At 64.9% G+C, this 22526-nt stretch carries 16 protein-coding genes and 1 pseudogene; 10 read left to right on the top strand and 7 right to left on the bottom strand.

Translation table 11 applies throughout. From position 1 onward, the window contains the following. The first annotated feature begins 124 nt into the window (after window positions 1-124). A complete protein-coding gene (locus ROZ37_RS07475; protein ID WP_312658612.1) occupies window positions 125-4333 on the top strand; it encodes a RecQ family ATP-dependent DNA helicase in 4209 nt (1402 codons plus the stop codon). Between the two features lie 128 nt (window positions 4334-4461). Here ROZ37_RS07475 and ROZ37_RS07470 read toward each other — a convergent pair whose 3' ends face one another. Both ROZ37_RS07470 and ROZ37_RS07465 read right to left on the bottom strand, forming a co-directional pair. Continuing rightward, window positions 4462-6897: an SIR2 family protein gene (locus tag ROZ37_RS07470; RefSeq protein WP_312658606.1), complete on the bottom strand. Its 2436-nt coding sequence runs from the start codon at window positions 6895-6897 to the stop codon at window positions 4462-4464. Window positions 6898-7007: 110 nt separating this feature from the next. Next, window positions 7008-10144 (bottom strand): annotated as a pseudogene (locus ROZ37_RS07465) (DUF3427 domain-containing protein). A 295-nt stretch (window positions 10145-10439) separates the two neighbouring features. Here ROZ37_RS07465 and ROZ37_RS22080 point away from each other — a divergent pair. Further along, a complete protein-coding gene (locus ROZ37_RS22080) occupies window positions 10440-11030 on the top strand; it encodes an HD-GYP domain-containing protein (protein WP_409449941.1) in 591 nt (196 codons plus the stop codon). A gap of 1 nt (window position 11031) precedes the next feature. Here ROZ37_RS22080 and ROZ37_RS07455 read toward each other — a convergent pair whose 3' ends face one another. After that, complete coding sequence (locus tag ROZ37_RS07455) at window positions 11032-11934, bottom strand: LysR family transcriptional regulator (protein WP_312658604.1); 903 nt, start codon at window positions 11932-11934, stop codon at window positions 11032-11034. A gap of 125 nt (window positions 11935-12059) precedes the next feature. Between ROZ37_RS07455 and ROZ37_RS07450 the strand changes: the two genes are divergently transcribed. The 3 genes from ROZ37_RS07450 (at window position 12060) to ROZ37_RS07440 (ending at window position 13560) form a co-directional block, all read left to right on the top strand. Beyond that, a complete protein-coding gene (locus ROZ37_RS07450) occupies window positions 12060-12245 on the top strand; it encodes a hypothetical protein (protein ID WP_312658603.1) in 186 nt (61 codons plus the stop codon). 90 nt (window positions 12246-12335) lie between these two features. Beyond that, window positions 12336-13346 (top strand): TerC family protein, encoded by a 1011-nt coding sequence (locus tag ROZ37_RS07445; protein ID WP_312658602.1) that lies wholly within the window; start codon window positions 12336-12338, stop codon window positions 13344-13346. Window positions 13347-13359: 13 nt separating this feature from the next. After that, window positions 13360-13560, top strand: coding sequence for a hypothetical protein (locus ROZ37_RS07440; RefSeq protein ID WP_312658601.1), 201 nt, complete (start codon window positions 13360-13362; stop codon window positions 13558-13560). 142 nt (window positions 13561-13702) lie between these two features. On the opposite strand, the gene ROZ37_RS07435 is transcribed toward ROZ37_RS07440, so the two are convergent. Beyond that, window positions 13703-14524: an IclR family transcriptional regulator gene (locus tag ROZ37_RS07435; RefSeq protein WP_312658600.1), complete on the bottom strand. Its 822-nt coding sequence runs from the start codon at window positions 14522-14524 to the stop codon at window positions 13703-13705. Window positions 14525-15006: 482 nt separating this feature from the next. On the opposite strand from ROZ37_RS07435, the gene pta reads away from it, so the two are divergent. Together pta and ROZ37_RS07425 are read left to right on the top strand one after the other, a co-directional pair. Then, entirely contained in the window at window positions 15007-16071 is a 1065-nt protein-coding gene (gene pta, locus ROZ37_RS07430; protein WP_312658599.1) for a phosphate acetyltransferase, read from the top strand. Window positions 16072-16090: 19 nt separating this feature from the next. Beyond that, a complete protein-coding gene (locus ROZ37_RS07425) occupies window positions 16091-16852 on the top strand; it encodes a sulfite exporter TauE/SafE family protein (RefSeq protein WP_312658598.1) in 762 nt (253 codons plus the stop codon). Between the two features lie 18 nt (window positions 16853-16870). On the opposite strand, the gene ROZ37_RS07420 is transcribed toward ROZ37_RS07425, so the two are convergent. Continuing rightward, window positions 16871-17713 (bottom strand): IclR family transcriptional regulator, encoded by an 843-nt coding sequence (locus ROZ37_RS07420; RefSeq protein ID WP_312658597.1) that lies wholly within the window; start codon window positions 17711-17713, stop codon window positions 16871-16873. Window positions 17714-17868: 155 nt separating this feature from the next. Here ROZ37_RS07420 and ROZ37_RS07415 point away from each other — a divergent pair, with 155 nt between their 5' ends. From ROZ37_RS07415 to ROZ37_RS07405, 3 genes are all read left to right on the top strand, one after another. Then, window positions 17869-19509, top strand: a complete 1641-nt coding sequence (locus ROZ37_RS07415; protein ID WP_312658596.1) for a choline dehydrogenase — start codon at window positions 17869-17871, stop codon at window positions 19507-19509. Window positions 19510-19555: 46 nt separating this feature from the next. After that, window positions 19556-20956 (top strand): MFS transporter, encoded by a 1401-nt coding sequence (locus ROZ37_RS07410; protein ID WP_312658595.1) that lies wholly within the window; start codon window positions 19556-19558, stop codon window positions 20954-20956. A 446-nt stretch (window positions 20957-21402) separates the two neighbouring features. Beyond that, entirely contained in the window at window positions 21403-21774 is a 372-nt protein-coding gene (locus ROZ37_RS07405; RefSeq protein ID WP_312658594.1) for a hypothetical protein, read from the top strand. Between the two features lie 4 nt (window positions 21775-21778). On the opposite strand, the gene ROZ37_RS07400 is transcribed toward ROZ37_RS07405, so the two are convergent. Together ROZ37_RS07400 and ROZ37_RS07395 are read right to left on the bottom strand one after the other, a co-directional pair. After that, window positions 21779-22159 (bottom strand): Lin0512 family protein, encoded by a 381-nt coding sequence (locus ROZ37_RS07400; RefSeq protein ID WP_312658593.1) that lies wholly within the window; start codon window positions 22157-22159, stop codon window positions 21779-21781. Further along, window positions 22152-22505 carry a Lin0512 family protein gene (locus ROZ37_RS07395; RefSeq protein WP_312658591.1) on the bottom strand — a complete coding sequence of 118 codons (354 nt, stop codon included), beginning with the start codon at window positions 22503-22505 and terminating at the stop codon, window positions 22152-22154. The genes ROZ37_RS07400 and ROZ37_RS07395 overlap by 8 nt, the downstream gene beginning before the upstream one ends. Window positions 22506-22526: the final 21 nt, after the last annotated feature.

Here is a 22526-nt window from a genome sequence, read left to right as displayed (position 1 = left end):
ATTGACGTAACTGAACAGAGCGTTCTGTTTGTGGTCGGTGCCACGCATCGAGATTATTGATTTGTTGATTCGAATGGAATTATATCAGCCCTGAAATACCCGCCAATACTAGGATTTATCGTAAATCAACACCCTGCTAGCGCGCTACTACCGTAACGGCAGCCTGACGGTCGTGATCTCGCCGCTGCAGTCGCTGATGAAGGATCAGGTCGACAACCTCGAGGCGCGTGGCATCACCTGCGCGGGCTACCTCAACAGCCTGCTCAACCCGATGGAGCGGCGGGTGATGCTCGACAAGCTGCGCCTGGGCGACCTCGGGCTGATCTTCGTCGCGCCCGAGCAGTTCCGCAGCGTCGCCTTCGCCAACGCGCTGATGCACCGCGAAATCGGCGCCTGGGTGTTCGACGAGGCGCATTGCCTGTCGAAGTGGGGGCACGACTTCCGCCCCGACTATCTCTACGTGTCGCGCTTCATCAAGGCGTGCCAGAAGCACCGGAAGGATGGGCCCTCGCCGGTGTTCGGTTTCACCGCGACCGCCAAGCCGGACGTCGTCGATGACATCTGCGCGCATTTCGAGAAGCGCCTCGGCGTCGTGCTCGATCGCCTCGAAGGCGGGGTGAGCCGCGAGAATCTGAGCTACGAGGTCAGGACGGTGCCGGCTCAGGCGAAGTACGCCGAGACCTTGCACCTGCTGCAGTACGCCCTGCGCGAGGAAGGCGGCGCGATCGTGTTCTGCGCGCGGCAGAAGACGGTCGAGGAGGTCGCAGAATTCCTCAAGGACGCCGGCCTCGACTGCGGTTTCTTCCACGGCGGCATGCTCCCGGCGAACAAGCGCGCGGTGCAGGAAGCCTTCCTCGCCGGCACGCTGCGCGTGATCGCCGCGACCAACGCCTTCGGCATGGGCGTCGACAAGCCCGACGTGCGACTCGTGATCCACCTCGACACCCCCGGCTCGCTGGAGAACTACCTGCAGGAAGCCGGCCGGGCGGGGCGCGATCAGGCGCCGGCACGCTGCATCCTGCTCTACGACGACGCCGACCTCGACGTCCAGTTCCGTCTGCTGAGGAACTCCCGCCTCACGCAGCACGACATCGGCGCGATCCTCAAGGCGCTGCGCGCGATCGAGCGCAAGGACCGCAGCGAAGGCCAGGTCGTGGTCACCAGCGGCGAGATCCTGCTCGAAATCCCCGACGCGCACCGCATCGACCCGGATGCGAGCGACGCCGACACCAAGGTGCGCATCGCCGTCGCCTGGCTCGAGGAAGCGCGTCTCCTCGAACGTCACGAGAACCACACCCGGGTCTTCCCCGGCAGCCTGCTCGTCGCGACCGAGGAAGAGGCGCGCGCGATCCTGAGGAAGAAGCTCGGCGCGGACGCCGACATCGAGCCCTACGTGCGCATCCTCACCATCCTGATCCAGGCGGACGCCGACGAGGGCCTGTCGACCGACGAGCTGATGCTCGCGACCGGCAAGGATTCGCGCACCCTGCAGCACATGCTGCGCGAACTCGACCGCTGGAAGCTGCTGTCGAACGACACCGAGATCGGCGTGACCTTCTACCGCGAGCCCGACACGGCGCAGCGCCTCGACGAGCTCGCGCGCATCGAGGACGCCCTGCTCAAGAACCTGCGCGAAGAGGCGCCCGACGCAGATCAGGAGGGCTGGCAGATCCTCAACGTGCGCCGCCTGTGCGACACGCTGCGGCGCGATGCGCAGGTCGAGTTCGACCCGGACAAGCTCACGCGCCTGCTCAAGTCCTTCGCCGAACCCTTCGGCGAGGGCGCGACCCATCGCGGCTTCTTCGCGCTGCGTCCGCAGACCGCGGACAGCCGCTATCTGAAGCTCCTGCGCAACTGGAAGGACATCGAGATCATCCGCGAACGGCGCATGCGCCTCGCCCGCGCGCTCGTGCAGGAATTCCAGCGCCGCCGGCAGGGCAACACGCTGCTCGTCACAGCCAAGCAGGGCGAGCTCGAAGCCGCGCTGCAGGCCGACACCACGCTCGCCGATCTCGACATCGAAAAATGGGACGTCGCCCTCTCCGCGGCACTGCTCTACCTCGACGCCAACGAGGTACTGCACCTCGCGCGCGGCAAGGCCGTGTTCCGTTCCGCGATGAGCATCGAACTCAACGCCGAGGCGCGCCGCCGCCAGTTCAAGAAGTCCGACTACGCGGAGCTCGCGCTGCACTACAAGGACAAGATCGTCCAGGTGCACGTCATGGCCGAGTACGCCAAGCTCGGGGTCCGCAAGGTCCAGGCGGCGATGGCCTTCATCGTCGACTACTTCAGCCTCGACCGCGCCGAGTTCGTGCGGCGCTACTTCGCCGGGCGCAAGGACGTGCTCGAAATGGCGACCACCGAGGCCGCGCACCGCCGCATCCTCACCGAGCTCGCCAACCCCGAGCAGCAGGCCATCGTCGCCGCACCGCTCGAAGGCAACCACCTCGTGCTCGCCGGTCCGGGCGCCGGCAAGACCAAGGTCATCGTGCATCGCGTCGCGTGGCTGCTGCGCGAATGCATGGTGCTGCCCGAAGCGATCATGGTGCTCGCCTACAATCGCTCCGCCGCCAACGAGATCCGCCGCCGCCTGTGGGCGCTGGTCGGCGCGGACGCCGCCGGCGTCGCGGTGCAGACGCTGCACGGGCTCGCGATGCGCCTCACCGGCACCAGCTACGCCGTCGCCATCGAGCGCGGCGAGGCGGTGGACTTCCGCGAGGTCATCCGCCAGGCTACCCGCCGCCTGCGCGCCGCCGAGCAGGATTCCGGTGCGGGCCCGGCCTCGGCCGAAGGGGCGGAAGCGAGCGTCGGCCCCTCCATCGTCCGCGACCGCCTGCTCTCCGGCCCGCGCTTTCTGCTCGTCGACGAATACCAGGACATCAACGGCGACCACTACGAGCTCATCAGCGCGGTCGCCGGACGCACTTTGCAGACCGAGGAAGACCGCGTCTCGCTGATGGTGGTCGGCGACGACGACCAGAACATCTACGCTTTCGACGGCGCGAGCGTGCGCTACATCCGCCAGTTCGAAACCGACTACGCCGCGCGCCGCTATGCGCTCATCGAGAACTACCGCTCGACCAAGCACATCACCCACTGCGCAAACCGTGTCATCGAACGCGCCCGCGACCGTATGAAGGCCGGGCAGGCGATTCGCGTGAACCACGCCCGGCGCGAGCAGCCCGACGGCGGCGAGTACGCCGCGCTCGATCCACTTACGGAAGGCCGCGTCCACGTCCTCGAAGTGCCGCGCAACCCGTATCAGGAAGTGCAGGTCGCGCTCGATGAACTGCAGCGTGTGCATGATCTGATCGCGAAGGGCGGCGAGGCCGGCCAATGGGGCCGCTTCGCGGCCATCGCGCGCCGCTGGGAAGACCTCGAACCGATGGCCGCGCTATGCCGCCTGCGCGGGATCCCCGTTCGGCTGCTGCGGGACAGTGCCGGCGTCAGCCTGCACCAGACGCGCGAAGGCGACGCCCTCGCGACCTTACTGCGCGGCCAGCGCCGCAGCGTCCAACGCCGGCGCGTGCTGATCCGATCCGGCATCCTGTCTCGCTGGTTCCGGTGCCGCTTCCACGCCCCGCCGAATGGCTTCATCGACCACCCCCAGCGCGCCGCACTTGCGCAGTTCATCAATGATGCCGACTCGACCGCCCCCGGCCGCGAACTCGTCGTCGACGACCTCATCGAATCCCTCTACGACTTCGGCGCGATCGGCAAACCCACTGCCGACGCCCGCCCCAATGCCCCGCTGGTGCTGATGACCGCCCACCGCGCGAAGGGCCTGGAGTTCGACCACGTGCTGATTCTGGACGGCGGCGGGTGGCAGGGGCGCGGGGACGACGAGCGGCGGCTGTTCTATGTTGCGATGACGCGGGCTCGGAAGTCGCTGACGGTGTGCGAGGTGGTCGGCGGGCAGCATCCGTTCGTGCGCGATTTAGAGGGGCTGGTGCTGCGTTCGCGGCCGGAGGCGTTGCCGCCGAACTTGGGCGTGGCGCATCGGACCTCGTGCGCCGATCCGGAAAAGGTCGTGCTGTCGTGGCCGGGGCGCTTCGCGCCCTCGGCGCCGATTCACCGAGCGCTGGTGGCGCTCGATGTTGGAAGCCCGCTTGTCCTGCGCCCGCGAAGCGATGGCAGGGCAGGTTGGGAGATCACGGATGCGTCGGGCGCGGTGGTTGGCCGGATGTCATCGAAGTTTCGGCAGCCTGTTGGTGAGGTCGTCGCGGTGCGAGTTGGGGCGATGCTGGTGCGCCACGCGAGGGAAGACGAGCAGGGCTTGCAGTGTCAGTCGTGGGAGCTTGTGTTGCCGGAGATCGAACATGCCCTGGGATAGCATCATGGGACGTTGAGATGGGCGGAAGGTGCCGCCCATCTCCTGAATGTGTAGCCCGGATTACTTGCCGAAACCAGTCAGCCTGGTACGAAAAGCAGTGAACATCTCCAGCCCCCGTCGACTCGATCCTAGCTTTCCAGCAAACTGCGCAACGCGCGGGTCTGAGTGAATCCAAGTTCCCTTTCCCCTGCATCAATAATACGCTCGACGTGCTCCACGAATTCAGAAGGGAAATTTCTACGGCCTAAAGATGCATAATTTCTCATTGCGTTCTTGACACCTCGAACTGCAACATCGAAAGGGTGAATCTCCGGCCTCTTGCGCTGACTCGACGCGGCAAGTGCATCATCGACGACACTCAGAGCATCCGATACTGCAGTTTCTATTTCCCGATAGCTTGTTGCCTTCTCAGCTGATCTAAAAATAACCTTGGCAAGAGTTGTAAGCGTATGAGGATGCTTTTCAATCCCTACGGCATGCTTTGCCCACACGATCGCCTGGTCAACATTTGATGACAATGCGAGCAATGCGCGTTGTTCCCAGAATCGACTATTCCATTCCCATTCAGGACGAATGTGTTCATAAAATGCATCTGCCTTCATCCCAACGAGAGGCTTTATGCAGTCGTCGAAATCCATAAGCCTTCCAGAAAGTCGGGCCTCTGGCGTCCCTCGCATGATAGTTCGTCGGCTGACATACGGTGCAATGGCTGAAACAAGTCTAACAAGTAGTTCATATCGAGTAGCCTCATCTGCGCACTTTACAATGTGTTCAGACACAACTCGATGTCGACTCTCGATATACTCTGTCGTTACGTAATGAACAATTCCCTTTAATTCCCCGTGAAGGCTGGAGAAGAAAGTGCTGGTGCCTATCTTTGAGGCTCGATGCAGGAGTGAAACTTTGATCGGCTGGCCTGTGCTGTGCGCAAGAGCTACCAGCCTATAAATAATCTGTCCTTCATTGGACAGCCCACTTAGCTCGCTTCGGAGTAGGTGGTCAAATTGGGCGACTCCGTCGCCAGCCTCTGCCACGGATGCGATTAGATGCTTCGATCGAATTCGCTTCGCCAATTCTGTGTTTGAAATGCCGGCATTGCTTCCAAGTCGGCCTGCATCACGAAGCCGCTGCACAAGAGCGAGTGCTTCTTGTTCGCTAAGCCCTTTCAAGTTGCCCTCTCTGGGCTTAAACCGTGAGCAGACCGTATCAAAGTGTGCTAAACGTCCACGGCGTGAAGCACCAAGGACAAAACATGGGGTCTTCTTTTGCTCTAGGTTTTCGAGCAATGCGGCGATTTGCGGCGCGTGATCGGCAATATTGTCAACTACAAGTACCGCGGGGGTGTTTAGGTGGGAAAGGACTTTAGCCGCATCCTCATCCACAAGACGCTCTCTTGCACAGAAGAAGAATATATTTGTCTGGAGCTTCGCTAGTTCCAGTGCTGTGCGATAGAGAACCGTGCTTTTCCCCTCCCCCGCAGGAGACTCCAAGACAGAAACTGCGATTCCGCCCTTGTTCTTCCAGTGCTCAACCTCTGACATAAGGCGGGGGACGCATTCTCGAATAACATCCTCGCCACCCGAAATGGCACTCCACGTCGGTTCTGCGCCGGCCAACAGGGGAATTGAATCGATCGGTTGCGGGAGATCTTTCTCATCGACAACGAACCACTGCCTAAAAAAGATTCTTACTGATCGGTGTTCAACTCCTGTGCTTTCAAGAAAGGTACGTACATCAGCCTTTACACCGAGAAGGTCAAGTGGACGACTGCGTTGACCTGCTTCTGAATTAAGGTAAGACAGAAATGAATCCGCATCACCTTCAATGGGAATCAAACCAAATTTTTTGCAGGTTTGTTCCAATACCTTGTCCATACGTTTCGTAATAAAAAGCGATGGAGCGGTTTGCTGCGCTTCTGATGGGATGCCTTTTCGTCGGGCGAGGTGCGCCTCAATATCCGGCTCTGCCAGTGAGCATCCGATGATTATGAACGGTTGTTCGGTGAGTTCGTCTGCCAAGACGTTAAACCACGTATATCCTGCAGCGCTCGCATCGCCGTACTCAGGTAGCGAAAACACAAAGCCGTTTTGAGGTGTCTTAACGGATCCGTGTAGATGAGCGACGATAACATCCTCCGGATCCTCCGGTCGCTGGTATAGATCCTTGAATGTTAGAAATATCGGATTTTGATAGCACTCCTGTCCGGAGTAACAGTCGTGAAGGACGTCGTCGATATTTAACGTATAAATCGAACGCCATACAAACGATGAGACCAAGGTGGCTGATCTTGAGGCTTTGCAGCCAAAGAATCTAGAAATCAGGAAACTCTGTAACTCATCTTTCGGCGCGCTGTCAGCAATCTGTGCGAGTGGGTAGCTGTCGGGGAGATCGAAATGGTTGGCAATCTCGGTTGCGAGCTGATTTCCGACTGGCAGGCGCTCGCCTTTCGCATTGCTGCTAGTTGCAGAAAATCCTGCGCCAATCAGTAACGAATACCGTCCTGCTTTCAACGCAGGCAATACCTGCTGAGCTATCGACTCTGGAATCACAGACAAACGCCCCATAGGTTCACGAATCTTTTAGCTTATCTCTTGTCCTTGAGGTATGCAATTATAATGGGGTCGTCCGAGTGTGGTCCTCTCAGAACAGGACCGACAGACGGACGGATAAAGATTTACGTCCGTAAGACGCTATACCGCCTAAACAACCCCACCGGCAACGCCCGCTCCAACCGCCACGTAATCGACAGCGGCCGATCCCCCTCCCAGCGCTCCTGCGTCACTGGCCCCAGGGCCCGATACGCCTGCCCGCGCGCTTTCCGCACGAAGAGCTGGAATTGCCATCCATTGCCCGGCGATTCGCAATAGCGGCGCCCGGCCGGCGTGTCCGGCCCGGCGGAGTTTTGTGATTGCCAGTGGAAAAGCTCGGGGCTGATTGCGTAGTCATGATAGGCGATGCGTTCATTGAAGCCGTCGCGCTTGTCGAGGGTGACGAACAGGAGTTCGGTCTTGTGCTCGGGTCGCGCCAGCACGCCGGCCTGGAAGGGGGCGCGGCGTTGCGGCGTGAGCCAGCCGACGGCGGTGAGGATTTCGCGGATTTGGTAGGCGGCATGCAGGGTGAGTGGCCAGTCGGCGGGGGCGCCGGGGAGAGGCTCCGGGTCGAGGTCGGCGCGCTCGTCGAGGCAGGTGGCGAGTTCCCCGAGTTCGCGGCACATGGCGGGGTTGTCGGCCATGCGGGCGAGGAAGGCGGGGACGTCCATCAGCGCGCTGCGGTCGCTGAAAAGCTGGTAGGCGAGCATTTGCAGACGGCCGCGCTCGATGGGCGTGAGCTGGCCGGCGAGGTCGCCGGGGTTTTCTGCGACGCGGCGCAGGATCCGGAGGTGCTCCGGATCGTCGATATGCAGGAGTGCCGCGAAGTGTTTGCCGAGGTAGATTTCGTCGGGGTCGGGCGCGGAGTGTTCGAGGCCGGCGGCGCGGCACAGCGCAGTCCAGCCGGGATTGCTGCCGTAGAGGTCTTCGAGGTCCAGGCACTGGTCGCGAACGAAGTCGGCGAGCGCCAGCGGCGCGCCGCGGCGGGTGGTGGCGTAATAGCGCAGTTCGGCGGTGAGGCGACGCCAGTTCTGGTTGCTGATCTGGCGGAGGCTCCGCAGGACGGCATCGCGCGCGACGCGGTCGAACTGGATGTGGCAGCCGGGTGGCAGCGTCGTGAAGCCCTGTTCAACGGCTTCGATGAGCTGCTGGCGGTTGAGGCCGGTAATCGTGCGATACAGCAGGTCGAAGCGGAAATCGTCTTGTAGCCGCCCGACGAAATCGAGGACGAGGCAGCTCTCCTTGCCGTCGGCGAGGCGTAGGCCGCGCCCGAGTTGTTGCTGGAACACGACCGGGCTCTGGGTCGGGCGCAGGAGCAGCAGCGTGTTGGCTTCCGGGATGTCGACGCCCTCGTTGTAGAGATCGACGGTGCACAGCACTTTCAGCGTGCCGGCGGCGAGGTCTTGCGGGGCGCGTTCGCGTACGTCGCGTGGTGTCTGGCTGGTGATCGCGAGCGCCGGGAGCCCGGCCTTGGTGAGCCGTTCGGCCATGAAATTCGCGTGGGCGATGTCGACGCAAAACGCGATCGCGCGCATGGCGCCGTGGTCGGCGACGTATTGCTCGATAGCGTGGACCACCAGACGGGCGCGCGCGTCGTTGCCGCTGATGACGTTGGCGAGCTGGGCGAGTTCGCCGGGTTGATTCCAGCGGATGCGGCTGAGGTCCGTGCTGTCGGTACTCGCGTAGTACTCGAAGGGCGCGAGGAGTTGCTGGTCGAGCGCGTCCCACAGGCGTAGTTCGACCGCCGGACTGCCGTCGGGGCGCGCATCGAAGTACTGCAGCACGGAGCGGCCGTCCGCGCGCTCGGGCGTCGCGGTGAGGCCGAGCAGGAAGCGCGGGCGGATCGTGCTCGCGAAGGCGTCGAACTGGCTCGCCGGCAGGTGGTGGCATTCGTCGATGACGACGGTGTTCCAGTAGTCGGCGCCGTGGCCTGCAAGCAGATCGCGGGCCGCGACCGACATGATGGTCGCGAAGAGGTGCTCGCTGCTGTCGGGCTGGCTGCCGTCCGCCAGGAGCTCGCCGAAGGCGGGGGGGTGCGCAGCACCTGGCGGTAGGTCTCGATGGCCTGCCGCAATAGCTCGACCCGATGCGCGACGAACAAGAGACGCGGCTTGCCGCCCTGCTGCTCGCACAGGCGCTTGTAGTCGAACGCCGCGACGACGGTCTTGCCGGTGCCGGTCGCGGCGACGACCAGGTTGCGCGTGCGGCCGTGGCGGCGTTCGGCGGCGAGGCGGTCGAGCATCGCCTGCTGGTAGGTCTTCGGCTGCAGGTCGAACCAGGTGGGGGTGGCAATGGGTTCGGTGTTCGTGCCCTTGGCCTGCTGCAGCGCGCGGCGCAGTTGCAGGCGATGCGTGTCGTCGTGAGGATCGAAGCGCTGGAATTCAGGATCGTTCCAGAGCGTCTCGAAATGTGCTTCGGCGGCGGCGAAGAGGTCCGCTTGCCCGGCCTGTGTGAACTTGACCGTCCATTCGACGCCACCGAGCAGCGCGGCCGCGGAGAGGTTCGCGCTGCCGACGAAGGCGGTGCCGAAGCCGGTCGCACGGTGAAACAGCCAGGCCTTCGCGTGCAGGCGGCTGCGGCGGCCGTCGAGGGAGATACGCAGTTCCACGCCTGGCAGGGCCGCGAGCCTCTCGACGGCCCGGGCTTCGGTCGCGCCGGTATAGGTGGTCGTGATGACGCGTAGCCGCGTGCGCGGCTGGCCGTCGGCCCCGATCGCGGTGACGGATTCGAGCACGTCCAGGAGTTTGCGCAGCCCACTCCAGGTGATGAAGCTGACGACGATGTCTACGTGATCGGCAGAGCTGAGCTCGGCCCGAAGTTCGGCGAACAGCGAGGGGTCGGCGCGGCTGGCAGTGAACAGCCACGGTGCGAGCAAGCCTGTTGGAGGCTGTGCCGGGCGGGCATTTGCACGATAGATCGAGCGCAGCGCCAGTACCGGCGCAGTCCACTCCCCTGCGGGGGCATCGCCGCGTCGCAGGTGGGTAAGCAGGCCGTTGATAAGCGCAAGTTCTCGTTGCTCGCGTGCGATGTCGTCTTCGGCGTCGGTCGCCTCTTCGAGCAGATCGGGCAGTAGTCGGGCGAGCACTTCGACGAGCCGGCGGCGGCGGGCCTCGCCGGTCAGACGCTCAACGTCGGCGTGGCCCGCATCGCGTAGCTGCAGCGCAAGTTCGCGGATGCGGCCGTCAAGTAGCAGATCGTAGAGGCCGTTGGGGAGGCTGGTCATGGGTGCGGGATACCGTCTGTCGGTCAGATGCTTCGTTGGTATCGCCGCAGCATAGCTTGTGCGTCTTCTATACGGAGGGGACTTTCATTGCAATCTGACGGATGCGTTCCGCTCACGTAACCGAGATGACCTCGAGCCAGTGCCCAGTTTCATCGTCTCGGGCGCGCCAGCATTTCAAAGACTGAGGCCATCTCCGGATGGCCTTTTTCTTTTCGTCCGGAATTGGTACGAAAAACGCATCTGCAAGATGCTGAGGCGCCCGTAGAACATCGTCTAAACGCGTCCCAAATCGGGAATACACCGCCGAAAACGAGAGAGCGATTCCACCTGTTCGCATCCAGACGTCCTCAGCACTGCGATTGGCAAGCGCGACGCCGAAACCAACGCCCATAACTATCGGGTCGCCTACGACGCAGCTCGCGTCGGCGAGGCACTCGGCCTGTCGAGCCCGCAGCTGCAGGCGCTGCTGGCCGGCTCGTTCCTGCACGACGTCGGCAAGATCGGGATCCCGGATGCGATCCAGCACAAGCCGACGCCGCTCAGCGAAGCCGAGTTCTGCGTCGTGTGCAACAACGTCGCGCTCGGCATCGAAATCACCCGCCGGTCGAGCTGGCTTGCGGCGGCCCGTGAAATGATCGAGTTTCACCACGAGAAATTCGACGGCAGCGGCTACCTGCGCGGTCTGCGCGGCGAGGCGACTCCGCTCGCCGCCCGCGCAGTCGCGGTTTTCGGCGGAATCGCGCGACAGCTCGACGGCGAGGTGTGCGCGGCCGGCGAGCGCGGCGTCGAGCGCATCGTGCATCGGCTGATTGACTCGGCCTGCCCTGCCGGAGCCGACAAGGGCGATCGCTTCATCGTCGCCCCCACCGGGCGGCACGCCGTCTAGATCATGTCGGTAAGTTGCTCTGTCCAGCCGCCACAATGGCGCTGATCGCCGGGTGTTGAATTCTCCGTTGCGTTGAAATCGCGTACCAGGTCTCGCTCACGCCCTGCAGCTTTCCGATCGGTCGGGCGCGATATTGCGCCGCAATCTCTTCGCTCATGCCGGCCGGTGCCGGAAACAATCCCACGCCCGCCCGACCAAAAGTTTTCAATAAGGCGCTGTCGCTGAACTCGCCCACGACCTCCGGCCGCAAGTCCCGGGCTTCGAACCAGGCATCAATCGCAGGGCGCAAGGGATCGCCGCGTATTGGCAGGAGGATGGGCGCGCCATTGATGCTTCCTGGAAAACCTGCGGCATAGACCCGGTGGAAGTCATCGGTCCCATAAAGATCGATTCCTTCCGTCGCCAACAGATGTGAATGCAGCTTGAGATTGGCGAGCTGTGGCGCCGATCGGTCCGCGATCACCAGATCGAGGCGATTCAAGGCCAGCTCGCCCAGCAAGTTGTCGAAATTGCCTTCGCGACATTCCAGCCGCACCGACAGCGGCGCTCGCATGACAGCGGCCAGTAGCCGGAAGGCGAGCAGTTTCGGGACCGCGTCTGTCACCCCGACCGTGAAATGCGGCCTCGCCGCTCGGGTTTCGGCAAGGCCGCGGCGCAGCTCGGCGCCCAGGTGGAAGATCTGCTCGGCGTACCCCAGCGCGGTCCGGCCGGCGTCGGTGAGGGTCAGCGAGCGGCCTTGCGGGGCCAGCAGCGAATAGCCGAGCTGGCGCTCCAGTTGCCCCAACTGCGTACTGATCGTTTGCACCGACAAGCCCAAACGCTCGGCTGCCCGCGTAATGCTGCCTTCTTTGGCAACCATCCAGAAATACATCAGATGACGAAAGTTAAGGTCGGCGGGGTGCACAGCAACATTCCCAGTTTTTGGAAGCGACCTATCTATATGAATCCATTTATTCGATATGTCTGTCCGCCTAGAGTTCGCTTCGTCGGGTACGGATTTCACACCGACATCAAATCTGGAGACGAAAAATGATCACCCTCGATGACTGCTTCGCTTTTTGCGAAATACCCGCCGTCGTGGTGGAAAAAGTCGCAGAACAACAAAGCCTTCCCCTCGTTCTGGCGTGTGCCTACGCCCACGAGCGACTGGCCGGAACAACCGATGACCGCACGGCGGGCCCACTTGCGCCGGAACCGTCCCGTTTGGCCGCTTGAGGAGAAGAGCTACGGCGCTGGCAATTGGCCCCGGCCTCCGCCTTTGCCTGATATCGATTCACCGAACACTGACGCGAAAGAGCAACCATCATGGAAAGCATCGGCACCCCCTGGCTCTGGATGGCGTTTTTCGCCATCGTCTTGGTCATGCTGGCAATCGACCTGTTTGTAGTCGGCGGCGGCAAACAGCATCGCGTGTCCTTCAAGGAAGCCGCCACCTGGTCGGGCATCTGGGTCGGCGTCTCGCTGGCCTTTGCCGGTGCGTTGTGGTTCTACCTCGACGGCGCCGCGGGGCGTGAGGTCGCCAATGCCAAGTCGCTCGAGTTCATTACCGGCTACCTGATCGAGAAATCCTTGGCAATCGACAACGTCTTCGTCTGGCTGATGCTGTTCGGCTTCTTCGCGGTGCCACTCGAACTCCAGAAGCGCGTCCTGCTCTTCGGCATCCTCGGCGCCATCGTCATGCGCACCGTCATGGTCTTTGCCGGGGTCTGGCTGATCGCCCAGTTCCACTGGCTGCTCTACGTTTTCGGTGCCTTCCTGCTGGTGACCGGCATCAAGATGTGGTGGTTCGCCGACGAGAAGCCGGACCTGGCAAAGAATCCGGTGATCAACTGGCTCAAGGGGCACCTCAAGATCACGGAAAAACTCGACGGCGAGCGTTTCTTCGTGATGCGCGAGGAAACCATCGACGGTGTGTCCCGCGCCGTCCGTTACGCGACCCCCTTGTTCCTGGTCCTCATTCTCGTGGAGCTGTCGGACCTGATCTTTGCCGTCGATTCGATTCCCGCGATCTTCGCCATCACCACCGATCCGTTCATCGTGCTCACGTCCAACGTCTTTGCCATCCTCGGTCTGCGCGCAATGTACTTCCTGCTCGCCGACATGGCCGACCGCTTCTCGCTGCTCAAGTACGGCCTGGCCATCGTGCTGATGTTCATCGGCGTCAAGATGCTGTTGATCGACCTGATCAAGATCCCGGTGGCCGTCTCGCTCGGCGTCGTGGCCACGATCATCGCGACTTCGATCGTGCTCTCGCTGCGCCGGAACAAGCGCGAGCCGGCCAGTACCAACCCCGTGCCGAACGACTCAAGCAGCTGATCGCGAAACGATCATGGAACTCGTCCTCAACCCCCCTTTGCCCTGGCGCGAGCGCGCCGGGGCCCGGCTCGAGAGCGAGCGCAGCCTGATCGGACTGATCCTCGTCAGTGCTGTCGTTCTCGGATTGGAAACGAGCCCGCAACTGCCTTGCCGGCGCGTTCCTGACGAAAAGCGCGAGCCGGGGCGGCTCCCAGAATTTGAATGTCGCAACTGATCCGGCTCGGTTTTCGCGCAGCCGAAGTCGGTGCGCGCCCCGGCGGCCGCGCGACGCTCGGAAAACGATCGCAGGAGGGACAGCCACCGCGCCGGATGCTGCAGCGCACTTGGCCTCGTCGCAGCCGGGGCGACGTGGCCGGTCAAGCCTCTTCGCGTGCGCGCTCGCTGCTGTCGTCACGCTCGATGCTCGCGAGCGCTTCGGCCGCGCGCTTGAGCGCCGGCAGGTATTGCAGCGCCTTCTCGCGCGTGAAGCGCATGATCGGCGCCTGGATCGCGAGGCCCATGTTCGAGTGGCGACCCTTCGACGGCACCAGTACGCCGACGCACTGGAGGCCGGGGAGGAACTCTTCGTTGTCGAGAGCGTAGCCGTTGCGCTTGACGTCTTCGATCTCGCGCTCGAGGGCGTCGAGCTCCGTGATCGTGTTCGCGGTGAATTTCTCGAGCGGCGCGTGCGCGAGCAGGCGGCGGCGCTGTGCGGGCGTCATCTGCGCGAGGAAGAGCTTGCCGGTTGCCGAGCAGTGCGCCGGCACGCGCGAGCCGGGGTGGAGGTAGAAGCGCAGCGGCGCGGGCGATTCGAGGCGGTCGAGGTACATCACTTCGCTGCCGGAGAACGCGGTGATGTTGCAGCTTTCGCCGACTTCCTCGACGAGTTGGCGCAGCACGACGTGGCGTGCGCCGTGCGTCGTGCTGTTGAGCAGCAGCGTCTCGGCAAGCCGCCGCAGTCGCACGCCGGTGCTGTAGTGGCGGCCGTCGCCTTCGCGCTGGATCATGCCTTCCGATTCGAGCTGTTGCAGCATCCGGTGCAGCGTCGGCTTCGGCAGGCCGGTCTCCTCGACGAGGTTCTGCAGCGAGAAGGTCTGATCCTTCTGCGCGATCACTTCCAGCAGGCTGAAGAGCCGCATCGTCGGCGTGTCGCCGTCGAGGCGTCCGGGTTCGGCGCGCAAGTTTGCCGTGGTCTTCATGGCGTGGGTTCCTGTCGTTGTATTTCACTAAATAATATACCGCGTCCCGTTTTATGGAAATAAGAGTTGACGCGCGCCGAGCGACCCCTTAGATTTGTCTAGAGTTTCGAAAATCGGAACGAAAAGTATCAAATAAAGAAAAACGACGAAGGAGATCCGTGATGAATAGAGATTGCAGCGACCTCGGATGCTGGTCGGCCGGAACCTTCGCCACCGGTTTCGTGCGTGCTTGCCGCGATGCGGTAAACGCGCGGATTTGTTGAAGCGGCAATCGCATACAAGGGTTTGCGCCCAGCCTGTCGAAGGACATTGGCGGCGCTTCGACGGCGCGGTTCGGAACGGCGTCGACGGGCTAGTCCCCGGGACTGTTCCTTGCCGGATTAACCAGGCTCCCTCCTCCGCCCCGGCGATGTCGCGGGGTTGAGCTTCGGCCGGAACGGCGCCCACCCCCGCCGTTCCGGCCTCTTTTCAGGATGGATCGAATGAAGGCAATCAACCGGATCATCGGCCAGGCGCGCGACACACCCGGGCGCATCGTGCTCAGCGAGGGCGACGACGGCCGCATCCTCACGGCCGCCGCGCGCGCGACGCGCGAAGGCATCGCGCACATCACGGTCGTCGGAGAGCGTACGGCGATACGGCAGCGCGCGGACGCGGAAGGCATCGACCTCGGCGGCATCGAACTCGTCGCCCCGGCCGACTCGCCGCTCGCGCCCGAATTCGCGCATGCGTTGCATGCGCTGCGGCGGAACAAGGGCATGAGCCTCGACGATGCGCGCCGCGCCGTGCGCGATCCGCTGTGCTTCGCGAACCTGATGCTGCGGCTCGGCCATGCGGACGGCTCGGTCGCCGGCGCAGTGCGCACGACCGCCGATGTCGTCCGCACCGCGATCCAGGTCGTCGGGCCGGACCCGTCGTTCAAGCTCGTGTCGAGCTTCTTCCTGATGATGCTGTGCGAGCCGTTCCACAGCCTGAAGGGCGGGCTGATCTTCTCGGACTGCGGTCTCGTCGTCGATCCGGACGCCGAAGCCTTGTCGGAGATCGCGATGGCTGCGGCGGACAGCGCACGCAGCCTGCTGATGGAGGAGCCGCGCGTCGCGATGCTGTCGTTTTCGACCGGCGGCAGCGCGAAGCACGCCGCGGTCGACAAGGTTGCCGCCGCGGCGCGCCGCGTGCGCGAACAGCGGCCCGCCCTCGCGATCGACGGCGACGTGCAGCTCGATGCCGCGATCGTCGCCGAGATCGCGAACCGCAAGATTCCCGGTTCGCAGGTCGGCGGTCGCGCGAACGTGCTCGTGTTCCCGAACCTCGAGGCGGGCAACATCGGCTACAAGCTCGCCGAGCGCGTCGGCGGCGCGGTCGCGATCGGGCCGCTGCTGCAGGGACTCGCGAAGCCGGCCAACGACCTGTCGCGCGGCTGCAGCGCCGACGACGTCTTCCACGTGATCGCGGTCACGGTCGTTCAGGGGCACGCGGCCGAGGCACGGCGGTGCGATGCCGAAGCGGCGGCGGGCGACGCGCAGGCGCCGCGTGCCGTGAGCGCGTGAAGCGGTCCGCGCCAGCGCCATGAACTTCGAGACCCTGCTGCCGCTGCTCGCGGTCACCGCGTTCGCGACCTACTTCCAGACCGTCACCGGCTTCGGGCTCGGCATGATCGTGATGGGCGCGACGAGCGGCTTCGGGCTCGCGTCGCTCGCCACCGTCGCCGCCGTGGTCAGCCTGATCTCGGTCGCGAACTCCGCTTTCGCGCTGCCCGGCCGGCTGCACCTGATCGACTGGCGCGCGGCGGCGGCGGCATCGCTCGGCATCCTGCCGGCGATCGTCGCCGGCGTGCTGCTGCTCGACTACCTGAGCGGCGCCGCATCGAACCTGCTGCAGCTGCTGCTCGGCGTCGTGATCCTGCACGGCAGCGTGACGTTCTCGTTCCGTCCGGCGACGCTTGCGGCGCGGTCGCCCGAGCGCAGCTTCTTCGCGAGCGGCTTCCTGTCCGGGCTCAGCGGCGGTCTCTTCGGCATCGCCGGGCCGCCGCTGATCTTCCAGTTCTACCGCCAGCCGATGGAGCCGGCCGCGGTGCGCAACATGCTGCTGTTGCTGTTCGCGGTGACCGCCGGTACGCGTTCGCTGTTCACCGCGGCGCAGGGCGGCTTCGACGACGAGATGCTGACGCTCGCCGCCTTCGCGCTGCCACTGGTCGCGCTCGCGACCTTCGCTGGACGGCGCTATCCGCCGGCGCTCGCGCCGCGCACGATGCGCCGCATCGCGTCGCTGACGCTCGTCGCGATCGGCGCGAGCCTCGTCGTCTCCTCGCTGCAAGACTTCGCGGCCTGACGGCCGTCCCGGGCGTCGTCACGCCGGCGACAGCACCGTCGCCATCTCGTCCGCGGCCGTGCGCAGCTGCGGCACCCAGGTCAGCAGCTCGTCGAGCGACAGCCGCGCGGTCGGCACGTGGCACGCGACCGCGGCGACGACCTTGCGCTCCTTGTCGAACACCGGCACCGCGACCGCGATCATGCCGCGCACGAACTCCTCGTTGTCGATGCCGATGCCGAGGCCGCCGAGGCGGTCGAGTTCGGCCTCGAGCGCGTCGCGGTCGACGAGCGTGCGCGGCGCCGCGCGCGTCAGCGGCAGGTGCGCGAGCGTGCGCCGGCGCTCGAGCAGCGACATCGACGCGAGGAAGAGCTTGCCGCTCGCGGTGCAATGCAGCGGCACCCAGCTGCCCGGCGTGAGGTGCAGGCGCAGCGGCTCGTTCGTCTCGACGCGTTCGACGTAGAGCACGCGCGCGCCGTGCGGGATCGTCAGGTTGCAGGTCTCGCCGAGACGGCTGACGAGGCGGCGCAGGATCGAGCGGCAGTGGCGGCGCAGGTCCGGGCCGCGCAGCGTGCGCAGCGCGAGCGCGGCCGCGCGTGGACCGGGGACGAAGCCGCTGGCCGCCGGTGCGCGCAGCACATAGCCCGCTTCTTCCATCGCGCGCAGCAGCCGCATCAGCGTCGGCTTCGGCACGCGCAGCCGCGGCGCGAGGGCCGCGAGCGTCAGCGGCTCAGCCGACGCCGACAGGTGCTCCAGCACGCCGAGCGCGCGCAGCACGCGTACGTCTTCAGCGCCGCCGTCGGACGAGTCGCCGTCGTCGAAGCCGTCATCCGGCGATGTTGCGGCGCGATTTTGAAACGGATCGGACGAAGCTCGTTTCACTTGATGTCCCCGATGCATTTCGTTGTTGTCTCCGGCTTGCACCGTGCCGAATAGTTGAAACGCACGCAAGTGAAACGCGGCGTTTCATAAATTATAAATACCGGTGGCGAGGCGAGCCATCCTCTACGCCCGGTACAACCAGGAGACAAAAAGCGATGCAGGAGACAGTCGACTACATCGTCGTCGGTGCAGGCTCAGCGGGCTGCGTGCTCGCGAACCGTCTGTCCGCCGACGCCAACGTCCGCGTGCTGCTGCTCGAGGCCGGCGGCCCCGACAGCAACCCGTGGATCCACATCCCGGTGGGCTACTTCAAGACGATGCACGATCCGAAGCTCGACTGGTGCTTCGTCACCGAACCGGACGAAGGCATCGCCGGGCGCAAGCTGCAGTGGCCGCGCGGTAAGGTGCTCGGCGGATCGAGCTCGCTGAACGGCCTGCTGTACGTGCGCGGCCAGCGCGAGGATTACGACCGCTGGGCCGCGCTCGGCAACAAGGGCTGGAGCTACGACGAGGTGCTGCCGTATTTCCGCAAGTCCGAGGACCAGGAGCGCGGCGCGTCCGAGTTCCACGGCGTCGGCGGGCCGTTGAAAGTGTCGGACCTGCGGCTGCGGCGGCCGATCGCCGACCTCTTCATCGCCGGTGCGCGCGACATCGGCATTCCGTTCAACCCGGACTTCAACGGCGGGACTCAGGAAGGGGTCGGCTATTTCCAGCAGACCGCCTACAAGGGGTTCCGTTGCAGCACTGCGAAGGCTTTCCTGCGCCCGGCGCGCAAGCGCCCGAACCTCGTCGTCGAGACGCACGCGCAGACGACGCGGGTGCTGTTCGACGGCCGGCGCGCGGTCGGCGTCGAGTTCCGTCAGGGCGGCCAGCTGCGGCAGGTCCGGGTACGACGGGAAGTGATCCTCGCTGCCGGCGCGATCGGTTCGCCGCAAATCCTGCAATGCTCGGGGATCGGGCCGCGCGCGCTCCTCGCGGAGGTCGGCGTGCCGTTCGTGCATCACCTGCCCGGCGTCGGCGAGAACCTGCAGGACCACCTGCAGGTGCGGCTCGTGTTCAAGACGCGCCAGCGCACGCTCAACGACGAGGTGAACAGCCCGATGCAGAAGCTCTGGATCGGCCTGCAGTACATGGTGGCGCGCAGCGGTCCGCTGACCCTCGCGGCGAGCCAGGTCGCGATCTTCACGCGCTCGGCCCCCGGCGTCGAGCGCCCCGACATCCAGTTCCACATGCAGCCCCTGAGCGCCGACAAGCCGGGCGAAGGCGCGCATCGGTTCTCCGCCTTCACCGCGTCGGTGTGCCAGCTGCGGCCCTACAGTCGCGGCCGGGTCGCGATCCGCTCGGCCGATCCGCTGCATTACCCGGCGATCCACCCGAACTACCTGTCGGACGAGCGCGACCATTCGGTCGTGGTCGGGGGCATCAAGGTCGCGCGGCGCATCGCCGAGGCGCCGTCGCTGCGCCCGCACATCATCTCGGAGTTCGTCCCGGGCGCGGACTTCCGCAGCGACGACGAGCTGCTCGACGCGGCGCGCCGCTTCAGCCAGTCGATCTACCACCCCGCGGGCACCTGTCGGATGGGCGACGACGCAATGGCGGTCGTCGACGACCGGCTGCGCGTGCACGGGCTCGGCGGGCTGCGCGTCGTCGATGCGTCGATCATGCCGGAGATCGTGTCCGGCAACACCAATGCGCCGACGATCATGATCGCGGAAAAGGCCGCCGACATGATCCTCGCCGACGCGCACGCGCGGCCCGCTGCGGTCGTCACACGCGGGGAACCCACGCTGGTCTGAAGAACCCTGTACCACCCCCTATAAAAGCAGTGCAGAGGAGACAAACATGAGCCGTTCTGCAACCGGGCGTTCTGCAACCCCAAACTCGAAGGAAGTACGTAGGGTCGTCACCGCGAGCCTCATCGGTGCGACGATCGAGTGGTACGACTTCTTCCTGTACGGTGTCGTCGCCGGCATCGTCTTCAACAAGCTCTTTTTCCCCACCTCCGATCCGCTCGTCTCGACGATGCTCGCGTACGGAACGTTCGCGGTCGGCTTCCTCAGCCGGCCGCTCGGCGGCGTGATCTTCGGCCACTTCGGCGACAAGCTCGGCCGCAAGAGCATGCTCGTGATGACGCTGCTGATCATGGGCGTATCGACGGTGCTGATCGGGCTCGTGCCGACCTACGACCAGATCGGCATCTGGGCGCCGGTGATCCTGCTCTTGCTGCGCGTCGCGCAGGGCATCGGTCTCGGCGGCGAGTGGGGCGGCGCGGTGCTGATGGCGTTCGAGTACGCGCCGAAGGAAAAGCGCGGCTTTTACGCGAGCATCCCGCAGATCGGCCTCGCGCTCGGCCTGTGCATGGCGTCGGGCGTCGTCGCGGCGCTGTCGTCGGCGATGAGCGAGGCGCAGTTCCTGTCGTGGGGCTGGCGCGTCGCGTTCGTGCTGTCCTTCCTGCTCGTCGCGGTCGGCATGTACATCCGCCTCAACGTCATGGAGACGCCCGAGTTCGCGAAGGTCAAGCAGGGCGGCGAGGAGATCAAGCTGCCGATCAAGGAAGTCGTGACGAAGTATCCGGGCAACGTGCTCGCCGGCATGGGCGCGCGCTACATCGACGGCGTGTTCTTCAACGTGTTCGGCGTGTTCTCGATCGCGTATCTGACGCAGACGCTGAACCTGAGCCGCACCGACGCGCTGCTCGGCGTGATGGCGGCCGCGCTGGTGATGATCTTCACGATCCCGCTGTTCGGGCGGCTGTCGGACAAGATCGGCCGCACCCGGATCTACTTCTGGGGCTCCTTGCTGACCGGCCTGTCGTCGGACAAGATCGGCCGCACCCGGATCTACTTCTGGGGCTCCTTGCTGACCGGCCTGTCCGCGTTCGCCGGCTTCTGGTTCATGAAGCACAGCGGCGCCGACATGCTGACCGTGTGGCTCGCGATCATCATCCCGTTCGGTGTGTTCTACGCGTCGGTGTATGGCCCCGAAGCGGCGCTGTTCGCCGAACTCTTCGACGCCAAGGTCCGCTATTCGGGCATCTCGTTCGTCTATCAGTTCTCGGGCATCTTCGCGAGCGGGATCACGCCGATCATCGCGACCTACCTGCTGCAAAAAGGCGGCGGCGAGCCGTGGCTGGTGTGCGCGTACGTGCTTTTCGCCGGCCTCGTCAGCGCGCTGTCGGCGGCGTGGATCGGCCGGAGGAAGCGGGCAGTCGCGCAGTTGAAGCCGGCGTTCGCGGGGCACTGAGGACGCTCGCGGGGCGGCCGCGGCGTTGCGGCGGCCGGCGTGGGTGACGCCGGGGGACTTCGGTCTCCCGGCGTTTTCGCGTCTGCGCCACGAGAAGAGGCTCGGCTTTTCCGGGTGCGCAGGCGTGACCGCCCCCCTCCTGAGTCTTGCGGTGCGCTTCGCCTACGCTGGACATCGCCATGGCATGCCACGCCAGCCCAGGCCAGACCGGGCCAGTCCAGACCAGACCAGGCCAGACCAGGCCAGACCAGGCCAGGCCAGGCCAGGTCACGTCACCCCGCGGCAGGCCAGCCGAGCGAGCAGCCGTATGCCGACGCTGGACCGCTAATATGAAAACAAGCGCTAAGGATATGGGCGTCTTATAACTGTGGCCGGGCTTATTCTCCGTTCTGTCCGCGTTGCCTCCGCTTGCCGCCGAGGGGCGCTTCTCGCGAAAGGAGAATCCGATGTTTGAACTGATCGTCGCCGCGGCTGCGGTGATCGCTGCGCTGGCGCTCTCGCACGCGGCCGGCCGGCGGCGCAAGCGCGAAGGGCTGGCGTGGGTCGAGGCGCAGCCGCAAAACGTCGCGCGGCTCTACCTGCGCGCGGCCGGCGAGGCCGACGGATACTGGCTGCACGCCGAGATGCAGAGCGGCAAGAAGCGGATGATCGCGGCGCCATGGGAACTCGATGCGACGCTTGGGCGGCTTGCGGCGCGCGGTCTCCGGCTGTCGGCGGACGACCATGCGAGGCTCGGTGCGTCAGCGGTCCGCGACTCGGACCGGCGGGGCGAAGGTCGGCGCGCGGCGCGGCGCGGTGCGTTCGGCGGCGCCGCCTGAGCGTTCAATCCGCGTCGGGGAGTGCGCTCAGGCGCCAGTCCGACGCTTCGATCGGCAGGAAGGCTGCGACCGCGGCGGTGGCGACAACGAATGTCGTGCCGAGCGCGGCGTCATGCACGTCGAGCCCGCCGAATACCACCGTTACTTCCGGGCGGCCGCGCGGCAGTTCCGCCGCGACGACCGCGGTGTCCACCTTGTCGGGCGCCTGCACGCCGATCGTCACTTCGACACGCATCTGCGCGGGGTCGTAGCCGAGCGTGCGGAACAGCACGAGCGACGAGTGGTGCAGCGCGTCCTGCACCGCGCGGCACGCCGCTTTGGTGTAGTCGCCGCCGTAGAGGTCGTTGCCGGTGCCGAGCTCGAGAATCAAGCGTCTTTCAGTCATTGGCGCGCTCCAGGTCGAAGGACATGACCACCGCGGCGTTCGCGACGACGGTGACGGTGCTGCCGTCGGGCTTCGCGACGTCGAGGCCGCCGCGCACGACGGAGATCGACGGCCGGCCGTACGGAAAGACGCCGAGCAGCGCCTCCGCGTCGACCGCTTCGGGCTGCTGCACGCCGATCTCGACGTCGATCAGCATCGCCTCGCGCGGGAAGCCGAATGCGTCGGCGACGTTCAGCGAGTTGTGCCACAGCGCGTCGCGGATCGCGCGCGCCGCGGCTTCGGTGTAGTTGCGGCTGCGGATCGACGTCCCCATGCCGAACTGCACGACCATCCGGGTTTTCGCCATTGCGGTTCTGCCTCCTGTGAC

The organism is Aromatoleum sp. (assembly GCF_032027225.1).
GTDB lineage: Bacteria > Pseudomonadota > Gammaproteobacteria > Burkholderiales > Rhodocyclaceae > Aromatoleum.
Note: the sequence above shows the minus strand (reverse complement) of the source record. Positions and strands in the feature narration are given on the sequence as shown.